The organism is Agrobacterium genomosp. 2 str. CFBP 5494 (assembly GCF_900013495.1).
Classification (GTDB): domain Bacteria; phylum Pseudomonadota; class Alphaproteobacteria; order Rhizobiales; family Rhizobiaceae; genus Agrobacterium; species Agrobacterium pusense.
Genome location: NZ_LT009718.1, coordinates 1,655,241 through 1,674,991, shown reverse-complemented (window position 1 = coordinate 1,674,991; position 19,751 = coordinate 1,655,241). Strand labels below are relative to the sequence as shown.

The following is a 19,751-nucleotide window of genomic DNA, read 5'->3' as shown; positions in this document are numbered from 1 at the left end:
CCAGTCGCCTCACGCATCGCCCAGATAAGTCTTGATGACTTCAATGAACTTCGGGACGGAAATCGGCTTCGACACATAGGCCTCGCATCCACCCTGGCGAATGCGCTCCTCGTCTCCCTTCATGGCGAAAGCGGTGACCGCGATGACCGGAATGACATGCAGCTCGTCATCTTCCTTCAGCCACTTCGTCACCTCCAGCCCCGAAACCTCCGGCAGCTGGATATCCATGAGGATCAGATCCGGCCGGTGCTTGCGGGCGAGATCGAGCGCTTCCATGCCGTTGCGTGTCTGGATCGTCGTATAACCAGACGCCTCGATCAGGTCGCGAAAGAGCTTCATGTTCAGCTCGTTGTCTTCGACTATCATGACCTGCTTGGGCATGGTGAGCAGTCCCCGTTTCGCTTTGAAACCTTCACCCAGACATATAAGTTGGCTGAGAACCGATTCCATCGTCCATTTGTTGCGCAAGGCTAGAGGGATTTGGTTTCAAAATAGGTAACTTCAGGTGAGAAATGCTGCGCGATACAAAAAACAAAGGCAATGCCAGCCAGGATCCGCAAGAAACGGCGGCCGCCATACTTGGCTGGCTGGCAAACGAGCCGGAAATGCTGGGACGCTTTCTGGCGTTGAGCGGATTACAGGCCAATATGCTGCGCCAGGCCGTCAGCGATCCAGGTTTTCTGGCGGGACTCACCGATTTCCTGATGAGCCACGAACCCGATCTCATGGCGTTCTGCGCCGCGACTGACACGTCGCCCGAAACGGTGGCTGCGGCCTGGCACCACTTTTCCGGACCCGGGCTGGATTCGGGTGTGTATTAAGGGAAGAGCCCTTGAGCCGTTGTTACAACCGGAGTATGGTCGGCGACGTTCTGGTTTTGTTTTCGGCCCATGTCCACGTCGCATCCTTATGATCCCGGTTTTTGCCGCGACTGTCTGGTCGGCCAGCCAGAGGGGCTGAGACGTTGCCGTGCCTGCGGGAGCCCGCGGCTTGTCTATCACGCCGAACTCTACGGTCTGAGCATCGCCCATATCGATTGCGATGCCTTTTATGCCTCCGTTGAAAAGCGGGATAATCCGGAACTGGCCGATAAACCTGTCATCATTGGCGGCGGCAAGCGCGGGGTGGTTTCCACGGCCTGTTATATTGCCCGTATTCAGGGCGTGCGCTCCGCTATGCCCATGTTCAAGGCGCTTGAAGCCTGTCCAGACGCCGTGGTCATCAAACCTGACATGGAGAAATACAGTCGTGTCGGGCGCGAAATCAGGGCGATGATGCAGGAGTTGACGCCGCTGGTGCAGCCGCTTTCCATAGACGAGGCGTTTCTCGATCTTTCAGGCACCGAGAAGTTGCATCACGATCCACCTGCGCGCGTGCTGGCGAAATTTGTCCGGCGCGTGGAAAAGGAAGTGGGGGTGACGGTTTCAGCCGGGCTTTCCTACTGTAAATTTCTCGCCAAGGTCGCGTCCGACCTGCAAAAGCCCCGCGGCTTTTCCGTGATTGGCGAAGCGGAAGCGCTGTCGTTTCTTGCGGCGCGGCCGGTCACGACCATCTGGGGCGTGGGCAAGGCCTTCGCGGCGACGCTGGAGGCCGACGGCATCCGCATGATCGCACAGCTGCAGGAGATGCAGGAAAGCGAGCTGATGCGCCGTTATGGCGTGATGGGCCAGCGGCTCTTCCGGCTGTCGCGCGGCATTGACGAGCGGCATGTGCACAATAACGACCCTGCCAAAAGCGTCTCCTCCGAAACCACCTTCTTCAACGATATTTCCCGCCATGAGGACCTTGTGCCGATCCTGCGGTCGCTCTCGGAAAAAGTCGCCTGGAGGCTCAAGAAAAATGGCATTGCCGGCCATACGGTTGTCTTGAAAATGAAGACGGCCGACTTCAGGATTCGCACCCGTAATCGCAAGCTAGACGACCCCACGCAGCTAGCCGACCGAATTTTCCGCACCGGCCTCTCATTGCTCGAAAAGGAAACCGACGGCACGAGATTTCGCCTCCTCGGCATCGGTGTCAGCGATCTGCGCGATGCCGGCCTTGCCGATCCTCCCGATCTCGTCGACAGACAGGCGGGGCGCCGGGCCGCGGCGGAAGCGGCAATGGACAAGCTGCGCGACAGGTTCGGCAAGGGCAGCGTCGAGACCGGCTATACGTTTGGCTCGCGGAAATAACCGAACCCGTTAAGCCCTTCGGCCGACATATCGGCGCATCGATCTCCCGAACTATTTATTTTAGATTTTACACAAATTAGTGATAGCGCGGCAGCGCCGCCCTTAAACTTCATTAAACTTAGCGTGGTTGAGTGAGGGAAGTTTTGTGCATGTGGTGTATTGCGTCATGTCCCTTCGCCTCCGTCTTATGGCCGGCATGCTGTCGGCCAGCATTCTCGCCTTTCCGGCGCTCGCCGCTGACAGCAGGTCCCTCCAGATACTTGTATCGAAAAGTGACCAGTCGCTCGCGCTTTATGAAAATGGTGAAATCATCGCCACCTCCAAAGTCTCGACCGGCAAGGCCGGGCATGAGACACCGAGCGGCATATTCTCCATTCTAGAGAAGCGGAAATACCACGAGTCGAATATCTATTCGGCCGCCCCCATGCCGTTCATGCAGCGACTGACCTGGTCCGGCATCGCGCTGCACGAGGGCAAGGTGCCGAACTATCCGGCTTCCCACGGCTGTGTGCGCCTGCCTTCCAAATTCGCGAAGTCACTCTTCGGTGATACGCGTACAGGGGTGCATGTCATCATCACCGACCGCCCGGTCTCGCTGCGCTTTGTGCAACATCCGGCGCTGTTTTCGCCGCGTGACGACGCAGATGACGGCAAGCTGCTTCTGTCGGATGTAGAGTTGCGGCCCGCGAGCTTCGATGCGGCTCTGGGCGCGGTCGAGGTCGCCGTCAATGAAAAAACCCAGGCGATCAAATCGACGGCGAAGGCGAGAGAGCCTTCACCGCTGCGCATTCTCATCACAAGACGTGGCGAGCGGGAAAGGGTAATGGATATTCAGACCGTGCTTACCCGTCTCGGCTTCGATGCCGGTTCGGCCGACGGTTATGCCGGGGAGATGACGATCAGCGCCATCAACGGTTTCAAGCGGTGGAAGGGGCTGAAAACGTCAGGGCCCCTTCTGACCGACGCTTTCGTGGCGGCGCTTTATGCCTCCGCCGATGAAGACCACCCGCCAACCGGGCAGATCATGGTGCGGCAGGACTTCAAGCCGCTTTTTGAGGCCGCCATCGACATCAAGGATCCTGAAGTCGCGCTCGGAACCCATTTTTTCGAGGCGGTGTCCGTGGATCGCGCTGCCGGAACCGCGGAATGGAACGGCGTAACGCTCGACAATCATCTGCCAGCCGCTGCCCGCAAGCGGCTCGGCATCACCGTTACCGAAGCGCCCGGCGGTTTCGACCAGTTGAGTGCCGTGCTCAGCCGTCTCGACATACCGCAGGACATACGCGCCCGGATTGAGCAGGAACTTTCAAGCGGAAGCTCCATCACCGTTTCCGACCTCAGTCACCAGATGGAGACAGGAACGGGAACGGACTTCATCACCGTGACGAAGGAAGGGCCGGTCTGAGCGAGGCGCGAAGGCGCTGCGCCTCACACCAGTTCCACATCAACGACACCGGGGGCTGACCGAAGAGCAGCGGCTATTTCAGGCGAAATACGGTATTTCTCCGTCAGTTCCACCTCGATCTCGCGGCTCCCCTCATCCTTGATAACGATGAAATAGACCGAGCCGTCACCCCTGGTGTTGAGGTGGCGGGCAACCGTTTTCAGCGGGCCGGAATCACGCACATAAACACGCAGTGCCTTCTGCATCTGCACGGATTTTTCTTCCAGCGACTGCGCCGTCTGGATGCGCAGACCGATACCTTCAGGGCGCTCTTCCGCCTGCACCGTGATCACCAACGACTTGCCGACCTCAAGCAGGTCGCGGTACTGGCCGAGACCTTCGGAAAACAATACCGCCTCATATTGCCCTGAAGCATCCGAGAAGGTGACGATACCCATCTTGTTGCCGGTGCGCGTCTTTCGCTCCTGTTTGCCGGTAACCGTGCCGGCAAGACGCCCGGCAGTCGCACCCTGTTTCACAGCCGCGGAAAAATCGGCGAAATTCTGCACGCGCAATTTTTCTAGTACGGGGCGATAGGTATCGAGCGGGTGGGCCGTGAGGTAGAAACCGAGAACCTGATATTCGCGCAGCAGCTTTTCCGAGGCAAGCCAGGGCTGGAAGGCAGGAAGCACCAGCTTTTCCGGGCCATTGCCGCCGCCCGAGCCGAACATGTCCGACTGGCCGATGGTGCGGTTGTTCTGCGCCATCTGAGCATAACCGATGATACGGTCCAGCCCGCCGATCAGCTCTGCGCGGTCGCGGCCGAAACAATCAAAAGCCCCGGCATTGATGAGACTCTCGAGCACACGACGGTTGATCTGCTTGGGGTCGATGCGCAGGCAGAAATCCTCGAGGCTCGTGAACGGCTTGTCGCCGCGGATCGCGACGATATGTTCGACCGCTCCTTCGCCAACACCCTTGATGGCAGCCAACGAATAATAAATGCGGTTCTCGCCCGTTTCGAACTGGCGGAACGAGGTCTGGACGGACGGCGCGACGATTTCAATGCCGAGACGACCGGCGTCCTGACGGAAATCGTTGAGCTTTTCCGTATTGGCCATATCGAGCGTCATGGAGGCCGCCAGGAACTCCACCGGATAATGCGCCTTCATATAGGCCGTCTGGTAGGAGACGATGGCATAGGCCGCGGCATGGCTCTTGTTGAAGCCGTAATTGGCAAATTTTGCGAGGAGATCGAAGATGGTGTCGGCCTGCGGTTTCGAGACACCGTTCTTGATGGCGCCATCAACGAAGCGTTCGCGCTGCTTGTCCATTTCCTCCTTGATCTTCTTACCCATGGCGCGGCGCAGAAGATCGGCTTCGCCAAGCGAATAACCCGACAGAACCTGGGCGATCTGCATCACCTGTTCCTGATAAACGATAACGCCCTGTGTTTCCTTCAGCAGATGGTCGATGGTCGGGTGGATCGACTCCAGCTCTTCTTCGCCATGTTTGCGGGCGTTATAAACGGGGATGTTTTCCATCGGGCCGGGACGATATAGTGCCACCAGAGCAATGATATCCTCGATGCAGTCCGGCCGCATGCCGATCAGCGCCTTGCGCATGCCGGCACTTTCCACCTGGAACACGCCGATGGTCTCACCGCGCGACAGCATTTCATACGTCTTGGCGTCATCGAGCGGGATGGCGGCGAGATCCACCTTGATGCCGCGCTTGGCGACAAAATCGACGGCCACCTTCAGCACCGTCAGCGTTTTCAGGCCAAGAAAGTCGAATTTGACGAGGCCGGCGCTTTCAACCCACTTCATATTGAACTGGGTGACCGGCATATCGGACCGCGGATCGCGATACATCGGCACCAGCTTCGACAGCGGGCGGTCGCCGATGACGATACCGGCAGCATGGGTTGAGGCGTGGCGATAAAGCCCCTCGATCTTCTGGGCGATATCCAGCAGGCGGGCGACAACAGGCTCCCTGTCCGCTTCTTCCTGCAGGCGCGGCTCCTCCTCGATCGCCTTCGAAAGCGGCGTCGGGTTGGCCGGGTTGTTGGGCACCAGCTTGCAGATCTTGTCCACCTGCCCGTAGGGCATTTCCAGCACGCGGCCGACGTCGCGCAGGGCCGCGCGCGCCTGGAGCGAACCGAAGGTGATGATCTGCGCCACCTGCTCGCGGCCGTATTTGGCCTGAACGTAGCGGATCACTTCTTCGCGACGATCCTGGCAGAAATCGATGTCGAAGTCGGGCATCGACACGCGTTCAGGATTAAGGAAGCGTTCGAACAGCAGTGAGAAACGCAGCGGATCGACATCGGTAATCGTCAGCGCATAAGCGACGAGCGAACCCGCGCCCGAACCACGGCCCGGCCCGACCGGGATATCGTGCTGCTTGGCCCATTTGATGAAGTCGGCAACGATCAGGAAATAACCGGGGAACTTCATGCGCGAGATGACGCCGAGTTCGAAATCGAGCCGCTCGCGATAATCCTGTTCCGTATAACCGGGCGCCATACCGAGCGCGGCAAGGCGCTGATCCAGCCCCTCCACCGCCTGACGTCGAAGCTCTTCCGCTTCGGCGCGTTCCGCCGCCTCAGGATCATCGCTGGCGCCGGTGAAACGTGGCAGGATAGGCCCGCGCTTCTTCAGCACATAAGAGCAGCGCAACGCAATCTCGACGGTATTGTCCAGCGCCTCCGGCAGGTCTGCAAACAACGCCGTCATTTCTTCTCGACTTTTGAGGTAATGGTCGGGCGTCAGGCGAAAGCGGCTGTCGTCCGAAACAATGGCATTATGCGCCACCGCCATCAACGCGTCATGCGCTTCGTAGTCGGCCTTTGACGGGAAGAACGCCTCGTTTGTGGCAACCAGCGGAATATCATGGTCATAAGCGAGGCCGATCATACGCCGCTCATGCGAACGGTCATATCCGGACTGGCGCTGCAATTCGATATAAAGCCGGTCACCGAAGAGTGACTTCAGTGTCAGCAGCCGTTCCTTCGCCTGGGCGGCATGACCTTCCCTCAAGGCCATATCCACCGGGCCGCCGGAAGCGCCGGTCAGCGCGATCAAGCCCGCATTTGAGTCCTCTTCCAGCCATGCGCGGGTAATGTGCACGGAATGGCCACTGCCCTCGCCCTCAAGATAGGCACGGCTCACAAGATCCACCAGCCGCTCATACCCTTCGGCATCGGCGGCGAGAAGAACGATAGCGGGAAGTTTCTGAAGGTGGCTGTTGTGATTGCGGCGATCCTCCGCCGCATCCTGCATGTCGATCGACAGCTGGCAGCCGATGATGGGCTGCAAACCCTCATCCCGCGCCTTTTCGGAAAACTCCAGCGCAACGAAAAGGTTGTTGGTATCTGTAATGGCAATGGCCGGCTGGCCGTCTGAAACGGCCTTGGACATGATTTTCTTGAGGGGCAGAGCCCCTTCAAGCAGGGAGTAAGCGGAATGAACCCGGAGATGAACGAAACCCGGGGTGTTCAGGTTTTCGTCAGAGGTTTCTGCCCGCACAACCGTATCGCCCATATCATCATCCTGTCATTCTGAATCACGGGGGCGATTTTCCGATTTCCGGCGCTTGATGTCCACCGCTTTGCGACGTCCATACAGGCTTCTGCGCCGGTATCTTCTTCACAGCGCGGTGAGGATTACCGAAAAGCTGGCAACGAAGACAGCAATGGAGGTGAAAGCGGCAACGTCACGGATGAAATCAGTCATTGGTCTCTCCTTACTCGTTATGTTCCAACTTTGTTCTCATTTCGTTCGATTGTCAACAGGGTTCTGCTGATGTTCTCCTTGCCAACGTGGCAGAATCGCTTTCGGTTCCCGCTTCGAAGACCGCAAGCCGCTGACTCCAAAGCGAAAAACCCGGAAGAAAAATCCTCCGGGTTCAAAAAATGAAACTTGGAAAAATCCCTGCTCGCGGCAGCCAAGCGGCTAGCCACCGTCGAGGGCGCATCCGATCCCTCGCCTTGCTCGCCGTTCGGGGTCGGTGGATGGCGGGACAGGCTCGGTCAGATCAAAAATCGACGATCTTGCCCTCGGCGAGCGTTACGCGGCGATCCATCCGGCCGGCGAGCTCGTGGTTATGTGTCGCGATCAGCGCTGCGAGGCCGGACTGGCGAACCAGCGCCTCCAGTGCGTCGAAGACATAAGAGGCGGTCTCCGGATCGAGATTGCCAGTCGGCTCGTCCGCCAGCAGCAGGAGCGGTGCATTGGCGACGGCGCGGGCAATGGCGACGCGCTGCTGTTCACCCCCGGAGAGCTCGGCCGGACGGTGTTCGCCACGATGCCCCACCCGCATGTAATCCAGAAGCGCACTCGCGCGTTTACGCGCCTCCGCCTGTGACAGGCCGGCGATGAGCTGCGGCATCATCACGTTCTCAACTGCCGAAAACTCGGGCAGCAGATGGTGGAACTGATAAACGAAGCCGATGTCGCTGCGGCGGATCGCCGTACGCGTCTCATCCGGCAGGCCGTTGCAGGGCGCATCGTTGATATAGACTTCGCCGGCGTCTGGATGTTCGAGAAGCCCGGCGAGATGCAACAGGGTGGATTTGCCGGTACCGGAGGGGGCAACCAGCGCCACCATCTCACCGCTTTTCAGCTGGAAATCCGCCTTGCGCAGAATGGAAAGCGACGTCTCGCCCTGACCATAGGTTCTCTCGACGTCGGTAAGCCGCAGCACTGTTTTTTTGCCATATTGCGAAGCGGTCCTTATTCGTAACGCAGGGCCTGCACCGGATCGAGCTTGGAAGCACGCCAGGCCGGGAAGATCGTTGCCAGGAAAGAGAGCGTCAGGGCCATGATGACGACGGTGATGGTTTCACCAACATCCATTTCGGCCGGAAGCTGGCTGAGGAAGTAGAGCTGCGGATCAAACAGCACCGTGCCCGAAATCCACGAGAAGAACTGGCGGATGGATTCGACATTGAGGCAGACGATGACGCCAAGCGCCACGCCAGCGAAGGTGCCGACCGTGCCGATCGCCGCGCCGGTCATGAAAAAGATGCGCATGACGGCACCTGAGCTTGCGCCCATGGTGCGCAGAATGGCGATATCGCTGCCCTTGTCCTTTACCAGCATGATCAGGCCGGAAATGATGTTGAGCGCCGCCACAAGAACGATGAGGGTCAGGATCATGAACATCACGTTCCGCTCCACCTGCAGGGCGGAAAAGAAGGTCTGGTTCCGCTGCCGCCAATCGGTGATGTAGACCTGCCGTTCGGCCGCCTGCTCCACCAGCGGGCGGATGCCATCGACGTCATCCGGGCGGCTTACATAAAGCTCGATGGACTGCACGACGCCGTCAGCGTTGAAATAGAGCTGCGCCTCGGAGAGCGGCATGTAGATCATCGAGGCGTCATATTCGGACATACCGATCTCAAAGACACCGGAAATCTTGTAGGATTTCACGCGGGGATTGACACCCATCGGCGTCACGTCACCTTCCGGTGATATGAGGGTGATATCGTCGCCAGCCGTTACACCCAGTTGCGATGCGAGCCTGGAACCAACGAGGACGCCGTCTCCGGCCATAAAGCCAACGAGATCGCCGGTCTTGATGTTGGTCGCTACTTCCTTGACCTTGTCGATGTCTTCCTGGCGCACGCCGCGCACCAGCGCGCCGGAGCCCGCACCACCGCGGCCGGAGGCAAGCGTCTGGCCTTCCACCAGCGGCAAGGCCATGGTAACGCCGGGGACGGCGGCGAACTTCTTCGCCAGCTCATCGTAATTATTCAAGGGCTGGTCGATCGGCTGAACGATCATGTGGCCGTTGATGCCAAGAATGCGGGAGATCAATTCCGTGCGGAAACCGTTCATGACGGCCATGACGATGATGAGCGTCGCCACGCCCAGCATAATGCCGACAAAGGAAAAACCGGCAATGACGGAAATGAAGGCTTCCTTGCGCCGCGAGCGCAGGTAACGCCAGGCCACCATACGTTCAAAAGCGGAAAACGGCCGGGCGGTCTTTGCCCCGGCGGAAACAGCCGCACCCTTTTCAGCTTCGGCTTGTGCCATGTCGTCTCCCTGATCTCAAACTGCAAGGCCGGTCTTTTCCTAAAACCGGCCCCTCTTTCTGCGGCTGTGCGACGAAACCGGAGCGGACTTCTGGTGAAGCCGCTCCGGTTTCCGCTCGCTTAGCCGAGCACCCTGTTCATCGCCGCCTCGATCGTCACGGTTTCCCGTTCGCCGGTTTTGCGCTCCTTGACCTCGACCTCGCCATTCGCGACGGAGCGCGGACCGACGATGATCTGCAGCGGCACACCGATGAGGTCGGCGGTGGCGAATTTCTGGCCTGCACGGTCGTCCGTATCGTCGTAGAGAACATCCTTGCCGGCGTTGGAGAGCGAATAATACAGCTTTTCGCAAGCAGCATCGCAGGCCGCGTCTCCAGCCTTCATGTTGATGATCACGACGTCGAAAGGAGCGACCGAAGCCGGCCAGATGATTCCGTTCTCGTCATGCGATGCTTCAATGATGGCGGGAACAAGGCGTGTCGGGCCGATGCCATAGGAACCCATGTGGACAGGATGTTCCTTGCCATCCTTGCCCTGCACTTTCGCGCCCATCGGTTCGGAATATTTGGTGCCGAAATAGAAGATGTGGCCGACTTCGATGCCGCGTGCCGAAAGGCGCTCGCCCTCGGGAATGGCGTCATAGGCGGCCTCGTCATGCATTTCGGAGGTGGCGGCGTAATCGGCTGTCCATTCGTCAAACACGCCCTGCAACGCTGCAACATCATCGAAATCGGTGTTTTCGGCGGGAATGGCGCGGTCCAGGAAGCTCTTGTGGCAGAAGACTTCGGATTCGCCGGTATCAGCCAGAATGATGAATTCATGGCTGTGATTGCCGCCGATCGGACCTGTGTCGGCACGCATGGGAATAGCGCGCAGGCCGAGACGTTCGAACGTGCGCAGGTAAGCCACGAACATCTTGTTATAGGAATGGATCGCGTCTTCCTTGGTCAGGTCAAAGGAATAGGCGTCCTTCATCAGGAATTCGCGCGAGCGCATCGTGCCGAAGCGTGGACGCACCTCGTCGCGGAACTTCAACTGAATATGATAGAGGTTCAGCGGCAGGTTCTTGTAGGACTTCACATAGGAACGGAAGATGTCGGTGATCATCTCCTCATTGGTGGGGCCGTAGAGCATCTGGCGATCCTGACGGTCCTTGATGCGCAGCATCTCCTTACCGTAGTCGTCGTAACGGCCGCTTTCCTGCCAGAGTTCCGCGGATTGCAGGGTCGGCATCAGAAGCTCGATGGCGCCGGAGCGGTTCTGCTCCTCGCGGATAATCTTGTTGACCTTGTCCAGCACACGCTTGCCCAGCGGCAGCCAGGAATAAATGCCAGCCGACTGCTGCCGGATCATGCCGGCGCGCAGCATGAGACGGTGAGAAACGATTTCCGCTTCCTTGGGATTTTCCTTCAGGATGGGCATGAAATAACGGCTGAGACGCATGACGGCTTCCATTGATGCGGACGATAGCGCGCGAAGCTGCGGGAATCGCCCCGAATAGAGGGATATTGGCGCCGGATATAGCCGTTTCCGGGGCGGATGAAAACCCGCCATGAAAAGAGCGTTTAATGGGCATTTCGTTGTATTTTCGCGATAGTTAATTCGCGTCAAAACGCTTTGGCCGAAATATTATTCTGGATAGGGTGCGACAAAATGCACCACAGGGAATTTTTTGCCGACTGTAACAAATATGCAAAAAATGAGATGACAAGGCTGGGGGTTTGAGCTAGCTTTAGCTTACAAAAGAGGCAGGAAGTTTAAATTCTTGTCATTTTCGCGGTCAGTCTTGGGAGGATCAGATCTTAGGCGCGCTCGTTCGCAGCCCCGGTAACGGTTACAGATCACGCGAAAACTGGAAAACAAGGCTGAAAGGCCTTGTTTTTTTTTGCCCTGGCAAATTGCCCCGCTCGCTTCGTCATTCCGCAGAGTTCCGCTATGAATCGAGATCAGCAAGCTCCTGCTGTGTGCACGATAGATATGACATCCATATGACAGTGTTTGGCCGGATTGATGGCGGACTGCCCGATGCTTAGGCAGTTCCGGGGTTCGTTCTCGGGCCGACCCTTCAAGACGCGACTGGGGCGGATACCGCCCCGCTGTCTTTAGTCGAAAACGGGAATAATTCTCGGCAGATCATCAAGGCTGACACCGAACCACCAGGTTCCGCCATACCATAGGCCACAGATCAAAGCCGAGATCAGGGTCGTCCACAAAACGATCCGCCCGCCCTTGAAGCGGGAGGGTGCGCTGGCGACCGTGCCCAGTGCGACATCTCCGTCTTCATCCTGGGTGCGCAGGCCAATCGGCAACACGATGAAAAGCACCGTCCACCAGACGATGAAATAAACGGCGAAGGCCGAAAGAAGCGGCATGTGATCCTCCTGCACAATGGGCTTCTTGTAACGCATTCATCCGCAGATCGGAATCACTTCTCCGCAAGAAATCCTAAAAGAAAAAGAGAAGAGCCGCGCTTTGCGGCGCGGCTCAGAAATCAGCGAGGAAGAGACAGGGGGGCCGGCCAATCGGCCGGACGGCCGGCTCAGACCTTGGTTACAAAAACCGTCACGATCGGCTTCTTGCCCCAGCTCTGGTTGGCGGCGGCGCGTACGGCGCGACGCACGGCTTCACGCAGCAGTTCCAGATCCTTGCGGCGGGCGCGCGGAATGCTCTCGACGGCGCCGAGCACGGCGTCATAAAGCGTGTCCTCCATCGCCTCATCCTCATCATCGAATTCCGGCAGGCCGAAAGGCACGACATCGGGATCGCCGAGGAAGTCGTAACGGCTGTCCAGCACGACGTTGACGGCGACGTGGCCGGCGAAGGAGAGCTTGCGGCGATTGCTGATGCCCATCTCGTCCATGTCACCGACGAGATTGCCGTCCTTGAAGACGCGGCCATGCGGCACGTCATCGATTACTTCCGCCGGGCCGGGTGCAAGGCGCAGAACGTTGCCGTTGCGCACCTTCGGCACCTGCGAAATGCCGGCCTGTTCGGCCAGTTCCTTCTGCGCCACCAGATGCGCCGCCTCGCCGTGCACAGGCACGACGATCTGCGGCTTCGTCCATTCATACATCTTCAGAAGCTCGTTACGGCGCGGATGGCCGGAGACGTGAACGAGCGCCTCATTGTCGGTGACGATGTGGACGCCCTGTTCGATCAGGCCGTTCTTGATATCGATGATCGCCTTTTCGTTGCCTGGGATTGCGCGTGACGAAAAGACGACCGTATCGCCGGAGGCGAGCGCCACATTGCGCATCTCATCACGGGAAAGCTTGGCGAGAGCGGCACGCGGTTCCCCCTGCGAACCCGTCAGGATCAGCACCACACGATCACGCGGAATATAACCGAATTCATCTTCAGCGAGGAACGGCTTGATGCCTTCCATAATGCCGAGGTCCTGCGACACGTTGACGACACGCTTCAGCGACGAGCCGAGCAGCAGCACTTCACGACCGGCAGCCTCAGCCGCCTGCGCGATCGAGCGGATGCGCCCGACATTGGAGGAGAAGGTGGTAACGGCCACGCGGCCTTCGGCATTTTCGATGATCTGGCGCAGACCTTCCGAAACCTCATGCTCGGAAGGCGATACACCATCACGCACGGAGTTCGTGCTGTCGCACATCAGCGCCAGCACGCCCTCTTCGCCGATGGCGCGGAAGCGGGCTTCATCCGTCAACGGCCCAAGTGAAGGCGCCTCATCGATCTTCCAGTCACCGGTATGGATGACATTACCGAGCGGTGTGCGGATGACCAGCGACATCGGTTCGGGGATGGAGTGATTGACGCCAACCGCTTCGATTTCGAAGGGACCAACATTGATGCGGTCACCCGCCTTGAACGGCGTGATCGGAATTTCCGCACGGCTGCCTTCATAAGAGCGCTTCGCCTCCAGCATGCCGGCGGTGAAGGCAGACGCATAGACCGGCACGTTGAGGCCGGGCCAGAGATCGTTCAGCGCACCATAGTGGTCCTCATGCGCGTGGGTGATGATGATGCCCTTGAGGTTCTTTTTCTGCGCCTCGATATAGCTGATATCGGGCAGCACGAGATCGACACCAGGCAGATCGAGACCGGCAAAGGTCACGCCGCAATCCACCATGATCCACTGGCGCTTGCTCGCCGGCCCGTAGCCGTAAAGCGCCAGATTCATGCCGATTTCACCCACGCCGCCAAGCGGCACAAAAACCAGTTCGTCCTGTTGAGCCATTGTTTTTCTTATCCATTCAAAAAAGCGCGCAGGACGGCATCACGCCGCGCCATGCCGCTGCTATCAGCATCGGACCTGTTGAACCATCTGATCGACCGGGCCGATGCGGAGCCGGTTTGTCACCCTGCATTTCATGAGCTGCAGGAAAGCTCCAACCTATGGGATCCGGTTCGGCGCGGTTTTTTTACCCGCACCGTGCACCTCATCCGAAAAACACGTCGCCAGCGGCAATGGAGCGTCTTGCGCCCTCGTCCTCATCCAGCAGCAGATAACCATTATCATCAATTCCGACAAAACGCCCGCCGATCGAACGATCCGGGAAATTGACGGTGATATGTTCGCCAATGCCGCAGGCCGCTGCCCGCCAGCTGGCGATGATGGCGGATACGCCCCTGCCCTCATCCCATTCGCGCAGAACCTCGGCCGTTTCACGGAAGAGATGGGCAAACAGTTCCTCGGGCGAGCAAGACGCACCATGTTCCGACAGCATAGTAACGGGATAAAGCGGATTATCAGGTTTATGGGCGATATTGATACCAATGCCGATGACGATGGCGCGCCGGCCGTCAGGCAAAAGCTCGGCTTCCATCAGAATGCCGCAGGTCTTGCGGCGGCCGATCAGCACGTCATTTGGCCATTTGATCTCAAGAGCCTCACCACCCGGCGGCAAAACCGCGCGAATGGCGCGATAGACCGCGAGCGCAAAAGCGAGCGGCAGGGAGCCGATGCGCTCAATCGGCGCGGGATCGATCAGAAGAAGGGAAGCGTAGAGATTGCCGGGCTCTGACACCCAGGCCCGGCCACGGCGGCCCCGGCCGCCGGTCTGTCGGATGGCGGTAACCCACAGGTTGCCGCCATCGCCCGCCCGCGCCCGGGCGAAACATTCCAGATTGGTCGATGGCGTTTCCGCCATCGCCTCGTGCCTGATATCGTCGATGGACATCCGGCCCGTATTCCTTCGTGTACTGCTCAAAAGAAGGTCTTCGCCGCAGCAGTGACCGCGTTGCCAAGTGCACCGCCGAAGACGATGAAGGCGACGGTGAAGAAGGCCGACAGCGCATAAACCACTTTGAGTTCGCCCGACGGACGCTCGAACTTGTCCTTGGCTTCATCAAACCACATGACCTTGACGACGCGAATGTAATAATAGGCGCCGACAACCGAGCCGATCACACCGATAATGGCGAGCGGATAAAGCTTCGCTTCGATGGCGGCCAGGAACACGTAGTACTTGCCGAAGAAGCCGGCGAGCGGCGGAATGCCGGCAAGCGAGAACATCAGGATCGTCAGCACAACCGCCATGAAGGGATTGGAAGACGAAAGACCGGCGAGATCTTCGACGTTCTCGACATTGCCGATTTCCTTGCGGCGCATGGCGAGGATGCAGGCGAAGGTGCCAAGCGTCATGACCATGTAGACGGCCATGTAAAGGATAACGCCAGCAACACCAGCCTGCGTGCCAGCAGCAAGACCGACCAGCGCATAACCCATGTGACCGATGGAGGAATAGGCCATCAGGCGCTTGATGTTCTTCTGGCCGATTGCGGCGAAGGAACCGAGCAGCATGGACGCGATGGAGATGAAGACGACGATCTGCTGCCAGTCGGCAAAGACCGGCTGGAAGGCCTCGATGACGATGCGAACGAGGATCGCCATGGCGCCGATCTTCGGTGCGGCCGAGAGGAAGGCCGTAACCGGGGTCGGCGCGCCTTCATAAACGTCCGGCGTCCACATGTGGAACGGAACGGCCGAAATCTTGAAGGCGAGACCAGCGAGAACGAAGACCAGGCCGAAGACCAGACCGAGCGAACGGGTTTCCGAGGCCAGAACCTGGGCAATTTCCGTGAAGCCGGTATTGCCGGTGAAGCCGTAGACCAGCGACATGCCGTAAAGCAGCATGCCGGAAGAGAGCGCACCGAGAACGAAGTATTTCAGACCCGCTTCCGTAGAGCGCAGGCTCTCGCGGTTGATGGCGCAGACGACGTAGAGCGCGAGCGACTGCAGTTCCAGCGCCATGTAGAGCGAGATCAGGTTATTGGCCGAGATCATCAGCAGGATGCCGAGCGTCGCGAGAACCAGCAGCACCGGATATTCGAAACGGCCGATCGGTTCGAAGCGGCCCTGGCCAACGGCCAGGATCATGGCGGTGATGGAGCCGATCAGCGCCAGCACCTTCATGAAATTACCGAAGGCATCGGCGATGTAGACACCGCCGAAAGCCACACCCGATGCGGGGGCAAAGATGATCCAGAGACCGACGACGAGCAGGAGGGCAACGGCAAGGCCGGTGACCGTCGTTGTCGACTTGTCGCCCGAGAAGACGCCAATCATGAGCAGCGCCAGCGCGCCGATCGCGAGGATCAGCTCGGGCGTCGCAATGTGCAGACTGGCAAAAAGGATTTCAGCGGTCATGTCCAACGGGTCCTGTCGTCAATTCATAGTGAGCGCAACATTTTGCGCCGCCTGCAATGCAGCCGTATAGTTGTTTACCAGAAGATCGACCGATGCGGCTGTCGCATCGAACACCGGAGCCGGATAGACGCCGAAGAAGATGGTCAGCACAACCAGCGGATAAAGGATGACCTTTTCGCGGGTCGAGAGATCGAGCAGGCTCTTCAGGCTTTCCTTCTCCAGCGCACCGAAGATCACGCGGCGATAAAGCCATAGCGCATAAGCGGCCGAGAGAATGACACCGGTGGCGGCAAACAGCGCAACCAGCGTGTTGGCGCGGAAGACACCGACCAGCGTCAGGAATTCACCGATGAAGCCTGATGTGCCGGGCAGACCGACATTGGCCATGGTGAAGATCATGAAGGCGACCGCATATTTCGGCATGTTGTTGACGAGACCGCCATAGGCCGCGATTTCGCGGGTATGCAGACGGTCGTAAACAACGCCGACGCAGAGGAAGAGCGCGCCCGAGACGATACCGTGCGACAGCATCTGGAAGATAGCGCCCTGCACGCCCTGAACGTTGGCGGCGAAGATACCCATCGTGACGTAACCCATGTGGGCAACAGACGAGTAGGCAATCAGCTTCTTGATGTCGTCCTGCATCATCGCCACCAGCGAGGTGTAGATGATGGCGAGAACCGACAGCGTAAAGACGAAAGGTGCGAAATAGTCCGACGCCAGCGGGAACATCGACAGCGAGAAGCGGATGAAACCGTAACCGCCGAGCTTCAGCATGACGCCAGCCAGAATGACCGAACCTGCGGTCGGGGCCTGAACGTGGGCATCCGGCAGCCAGGTGTGCACCGGCCACATCGGCATCTTGACCGAGAAGGCGGCAAAACAGGCGAGCCACAGCCAGGTCTGCATGCCGGCCGGGAAGCCGTACTTCAGCAGTTCCGTCATATCGGTCGTGCCGGCCTGCCAGTACATGGCCATGATCGCGAGCATGGTCAGAACCGAGCCAAGCAGCGTGTAGAGGAAGAACTTGTAGGAGGCGTAAACGCGATCCTTGCCGCCCCACACGCCGATGATGATGAACATCGGGATCAGCGTCGCTTCGAAGAAGACGTAGAAGAGAACGGTATCCAGCGCCACGAAGACGCCGATCATGACAACTTCCAGCAGCAGGAAGGCGATCATGTATTCCTTGATGCGCTTCTCGACCGAATCCCAGCTTGCCAGCACGCAGAAAGGCATGAGGAAAGTGGTGAGGATAACGAAGAGCATGGAGATGCCATCGACGCCGAGATGATAGGCGGCGATGTTGCCGAACCATTCATGCTTCTCGACCATCTGGAAGCCGGGGTTCGAATTGTCGAAACCGATCCAGATGAACAGCGACACGATGAAAGTGAAAACGGTCGTCAGCAGCGAGACATTGAGAATGTTGCGGCGACCATAGGGGCCGTTCTCATTCGTCAGAAGCAGGAGCACCACGCCGACGAGCGGCAGAAAGGTGACCGTTGAAAGAATGGGCCAATCGGTCATCAGAGGGCACTCCCGAGCATCATCCAGGTGACAAGCGCCGCGATGCCGATCAGCATCGCAAAGGCATAATGATAGAGGTAACCGGATTGCAGGCGGACCATGCGGTTGGTCACGTCAACCACACGCGCTGCAATGCCGTTGGGTCCATAGTGGTCGATGACGGCGACGTCGCCCTTCTTCCACAGGAAGCGGCCGAGCGCCTTTGCGGAACGAACGAAGAGGAAGTCATAGAGTTCGTCGAAATACCACTTGTTGAGAAGGAACTGGTAGAGGCCACGATGGGTCTCGGCCAGACGCTTCGGCGTCTCCGGCGACTTGATGTACATGTACCAGGCGGTCACGAAACCAAGGGCCATGGCAAAGAACGGGCTCCACTTCACCCACAGCGGAACGTGGTGGAACTCTTCAAGGATTTCGTTTTCCGGGAGCGTAAAGAGAGCGCCCTTCCAGAATTCGGCATATTCGTGGCCGAAGAAGTAACCTTCGAAGGCAACACCGGCGAAGATCGCGCCAACGGTGAGGATGAAGAGCGGGATCAGCATGACCATCGGCGATTCATGCACATGGTGCATGACGTCGGCAGACGCACGCGGCTTGCCGAAGAAGGTCATGAAGGCCAGACGCCAGGAATAGAAGCTGGTGAACAGCGCGGCGATGACCAGCAGCGTGAAGGCGAAACCAGACAGAACCGAATGCGAGGCATAAGCGGATTCGATGATGACGTCCTTCGAGAAGAAGCCGGCAAAACCGATCATCGTTCCCGGGATACCAACGCCGGTCAGCGCCAGCGTGCCGACAGTCATGGTCCAGAAGGTGATGGGGATATGCTTGCGCAGACCGCCCATGTAACGCATGTCCTGCTCGCCATCGACGGCGTGGATAACAGAGCCGGCGCACAAGAACAGCAGGGCCTTGAAGAAGGCGTGCGTGAAGAGGTGGAACACGGCAGCACCGTAAGCACCGACGCCAAGCGCCACGAACATGTAACCGAGCTGCGAGCAGGTCGAATAGGCGATAACGCGCTTGATGTCGTTCTGCACCAGACCGACGGTCGCCGCGAAGAAGGCGGTGATCGCGCCGATCAGCGTCACGACGGTCAAGGCATCATGCGAGAGTTCAAACAGCGGCGACATGCGGGCGACGAGGAAGACACCGGCGGTGACCATGGTTGCGGCATGAATAAGCGCCGAAACCGGGGTTGGGCCTTCCATCGCGTCCGGCAGCCAGGTGTGCAGCAGGAACTGCGCCGACTTACCCATGGCGCCCATGAAGAGCAGCAGGCAGACGCCCGTCATCGCATTGGCCTTGTCCAGCTGCATGCCGAACAGGTTGATGACGGTTTCGGTCGAGGCAGCGCCCTCAGCCGGCAGATAAGTGCCGGCGGCAGCAAAGATGGTTTCGAAGTTGATCGAGCCGAACAGCACGAAGACGCCGGAGATGCCGAGGATGAAGCCGAAGTCACCGACGCGGTTGACGATGAAGGCCTTCATCGCGGCAGCCGATGCGGACGGCTTCTTGAACCAGAAGCCGATCAGCAGATAGGACGCCAGACCCACGCCTTCCCAGCCGAAGAACATCTGCAGCAGGTTGTCGGAAGTCACCAGCATCAGCATTGCGAAGGTGAAAAGCGAGAGATAGGCGAAGAAGCGCGGGCGATGCGGATCGTGGTGCATGTATCCGATCGAATAGAGGTGCACCAGCGTCGAGACGGTGTTGACCACGACGAACATGACGGCCGTCAGCGTGTCGATGCGGAACGCCCATTCGACGTCAATACCGCCCGACTGGATCCAGCGCAGCACGGTGACCTTGATCACCTCGCCCGGCTCGCCATGGGCGAGTGCGACATTGAAGAACACGATCCAGGACAGGATGGCGACCACGATCATCAGACCGGTGGTGACATATTCCGATGCCTTGGCGCCGATGGAGCGGCCGAAGAGGCCCGCAATCAGGAAGCCGATCAGTGGAAGAAAGACGATAGCCTTGTAGATCATAGCC

At 58.8% G+C, this 19,751-nt stretch carries 14 protein-coding genes; 3 read left to right on the top strand and 11 right to left on the bottom strand.

Going from position 1 to position 19,751, the window contains the following annotated elements; all coding sequences use genetic code 11:
* Window positions 1-9: 9 nt before the first annotated feature.
* Complete coding sequence (locus AGR2A_RS08235) at window positions 10-381, bottom strand: response regulator (RefSeq protein WP_003521498.1); 372 nt, start codon at window positions 379-381, stop codon at window positions 10-12.
* A gap of 131 nt (window positions 382-512) precedes the next feature.
* On the opposite strand from AGR2A_RS08235, the gene AGR2A_RS08230 reads away from it, so the two are divergent.
* The 3 genes from AGR2A_RS08230 to AGR2A_RS08220 all read left to right on the top strand — a co-directional run bounded on the left by AGR2A_RS08230 (window position 513) and on the right by AGR2A_RS08220 (window position 3,579).
* Window positions 513-821, top strand: a complete 309-nt coding sequence (locus AGR2A_RS08230; protein ID WP_004441355.1) for a DUF3572 domain-containing protein — start codon at window positions 513-515, stop codon at window positions 819-821.
* 69 nt (window positions 822-890) lie between these two features.
* Entirely contained in the window at window positions 891-2,174 is a 1,284-nt protein-coding gene (locus AGR2A_RS08225; RefSeq protein WP_072494310.1) for a DNA polymerase IV, read from the top strand.
* A 166-nt stretch (window positions 2,175-2,340) separates the two neighbouring features.
* The gene (locus AGR2A_RS08220) at window positions 2,341-3,579 is read left to right on the top strand and encodes a L,D-transpeptidase family protein (protein WP_072494309.1); all 1,239 of its coding nucleotides are present in this window, start codon (window positions 2,341-2,343) and stop codon (window positions 3,577-3,579) included.
* Between the two features lie 23 nt (window positions 3,580-3,602).
* Here the strand turns inward: AGR2A_RS08220 and dnaE are convergent, their stop codons facing one another.
* From dnaE to nuoL, 10 genes are all read right to left on the bottom strand, one after another.
* Window positions 3,603-7,103 (bottom strand): DNA polymerase III subunit alpha, encoded by a 3,501-nt coding sequence (gene dnaE, locus AGR2A_RS08215; protein ID WP_004441347.1) that lies wholly within the window; start codon window positions 7,101-7,103, stop codon window positions 3,603-3,605.
* Window positions 7,104-7,596: 493 nt separating this feature from the next.
* Complete coding sequence (locus AGR2A_RS08210; RefSeq protein WP_435653672.1) at window positions 7,597-8,298, bottom strand: ABC transporter ATP-binding protein; 702 nt, start codon at window positions 8,296-8,298, stop codon at window positions 7,597-7,599.
* Window positions 8,295-9,602, bottom strand: a complete 1,308-nt coding sequence (locus AGR2A_RS08205) for a lipoprotein-releasing ABC transporter permease subunit (protein ID WP_072494307.1) — start codon at window positions 9,600-9,602, stop codon at window positions 8,295-8,297. Before AGR2A_RS08205 ends, AGR2A_RS08210 begins: the two co-directional genes overlap by 4 nt.
* A 119-nt stretch (window positions 9,603-9,721) precedes the next feature.
* Window positions 9,722-11,044: a proline--tRNA ligase gene (gene proS / locus AGR2A_RS08200; protein ID WP_006697999.1), complete on the bottom strand. Its 1,323-nt coding sequence runs from the start codon at window positions 11,042-11,044 to the stop codon at window positions 9,722-9,724.
* 659 nt (window positions 11,045-11,703) lie between these two features.
* Complete coding sequence (locus AGR2A_RS08195; protein WP_045534073.1) at window positions 11,704-12,009, bottom strand: DUF1467 family protein; 306 nt, start codon at window positions 12,007-12,009, stop codon at window positions 11,704-11,706.
* 131 nt (window positions 12,010-12,140) lie between these two features.
* Window positions 12,141-13,808, bottom strand: coding sequence for a ribonuclease J (locus AGR2A_RS08190; RefSeq protein WP_072494306.1), 1,668 nt, complete (start codon window positions 13,806-13,808; stop codon window positions 12,141-12,143).
* Window positions 13,809-14,010: 202 nt separating this feature from the next.
* The gene (locus AGR2A_RS08185; RefSeq protein WP_167378180.1) at window positions 14,011-14,751 is read right to left on the bottom strand and encodes a biotin--[acetyl-CoA-carboxylase] ligase; all 741 of its coding nucleotides are present in this window, start codon (window positions 14,749-14,751) and stop codon (window positions 14,011-14,013) included.
* 26 nt (window positions 14,752-14,777) lie between these two features.
* Window positions 14,778-16,220, bottom strand: a complete 1,443-nt coding sequence (gene nuoN, locus AGR2A_RS08180) for an NADH-quinone oxidoreductase subunit NuoN (RefSeq protein WP_022556035.1) — start codon at window positions 16,218-16,220, stop codon at window positions 14,778-14,780.
* 18 nt (window positions 16,221-16,238) lie between these two features.
* Window positions 16,239-17,750: an NADH-quinone oxidoreductase subunit M gene (locus AGR2A_RS08175; RefSeq protein WP_004441333.1), complete on the bottom strand. Its 1,512-nt coding sequence runs from the start codon at window positions 17,748-17,750 to the stop codon at window positions 16,239-16,241.
* Window positions 17,750-19,747 carry an NADH-quinone oxidoreductase subunit L gene (gene nuoL / locus AGR2A_RS08170; protein ID WP_004441331.1) on the bottom strand — a complete coding sequence of 666 codons (1,998 nt, stop codon included), beginning with the start codon at window positions 19,745-19,747 and terminating at the stop codon, window positions 17,750-17,752. Before nuoL ends, AGR2A_RS08175 begins: the two co-directional genes overlap by 1 nt.
* Window positions 19,748-19,751: the final 4 nt, after the last annotated feature.

What these genes read in the sequence shown, in the direction of transcription:
- AGR2A_RS08235 (WP_003521498.1), bottom strand. Translation starts at nt 381, where the DNA reads ATGCCCAAGCAGGTCATGATAGTCGAAGACAACGAGCTGAACATGAAG.
- AGR2A_RS08230 (WP_004441355.1), top strand. Translation starts at nt 513, where the DNA reads ATGCTGCGCGATACAAAAAACAAAGGCAATGCCAGCCAGGATCCGCAA.
- AGR2A_RS08225 (WP_072494310.1), top strand. Translation starts at nt 891, where the DNA reads ATGTCCACGTCGCATCCTTATGATCCCGGTTTTTGCCGCGACTGTCTG.
- AGR2A_RS08220 (WP_072494309.1), top strand. Translation starts at nt 2,341, where the DNA reads ATGTCCCTTCGCCTCCGTCTTATGGCCGGCATGCTGTCGGCCAGCATT.
- dnaE (WP_004441347.1), bottom strand. Translation starts at nt 7,103, where the DNA reads ATGGGCGATACGGTTGTGCGGGCAGAAACCTCTGACGAAAACCTGAAC.
- AGR2A_RS08205 (WP_072494307.1), bottom strand. Translation starts at nt 9,602, where the DNA reads ATGGCACAAGCCGAAGCTGAAAAGGGTGCGGCTGTTTCCGCCGGGGCA.
- proS (WP_006697999.1), bottom strand. Translation starts at nt 11,044, where the DNA reads ATGCGTCTCAGCCGTTATTTCATGCCCATCCTGAAGGAAAATCCCAAG.
- AGR2A_RS08195 (WP_045534073.1), bottom strand. Translation starts at nt 12,009, where the DNA reads ATGCGTTACAAGAAGCCCATTGTGCAGGAGGATCACATGCCGCTTCTT.
- AGR2A_RS08190 (WP_072494306.1), bottom strand. Translation starts at nt 13,808, where the DNA reads ATGGCTCAACAGGACGAACTGGTTTTTGTGCCGCTTGGCGGCGTGGGT.
- AGR2A_RS08185 (WP_167378180.1), bottom strand. Translation starts at nt 14,751, where the DNA reads ATGTCCATCGACGATATCAGGCACGAGGCGATGGCGGAAACGCCATCG.
- nuoN (WP_022556035.1), bottom strand. Translation starts at nt 16,220, where the DNA reads ATGACCGCTGAAATCCTTTTTGCCAGTCTGCACATTGCGACGCCCGAG.
- AGR2A_RS08175 (WP_004441333.1), bottom strand. Translation starts at nt 17,750, where the DNA reads ATGACCGATTGGCCCATTCTTTCAACGGTCACCTTTCTGCCGCTCGTC.
- nuoL (WP_004441331.1), bottom strand. Translation starts at nt 19,747, where the DNA reads ATGATCTACAAGGCTATCGTCTTTCTTCCACTGATCGGCTTCCTGATT.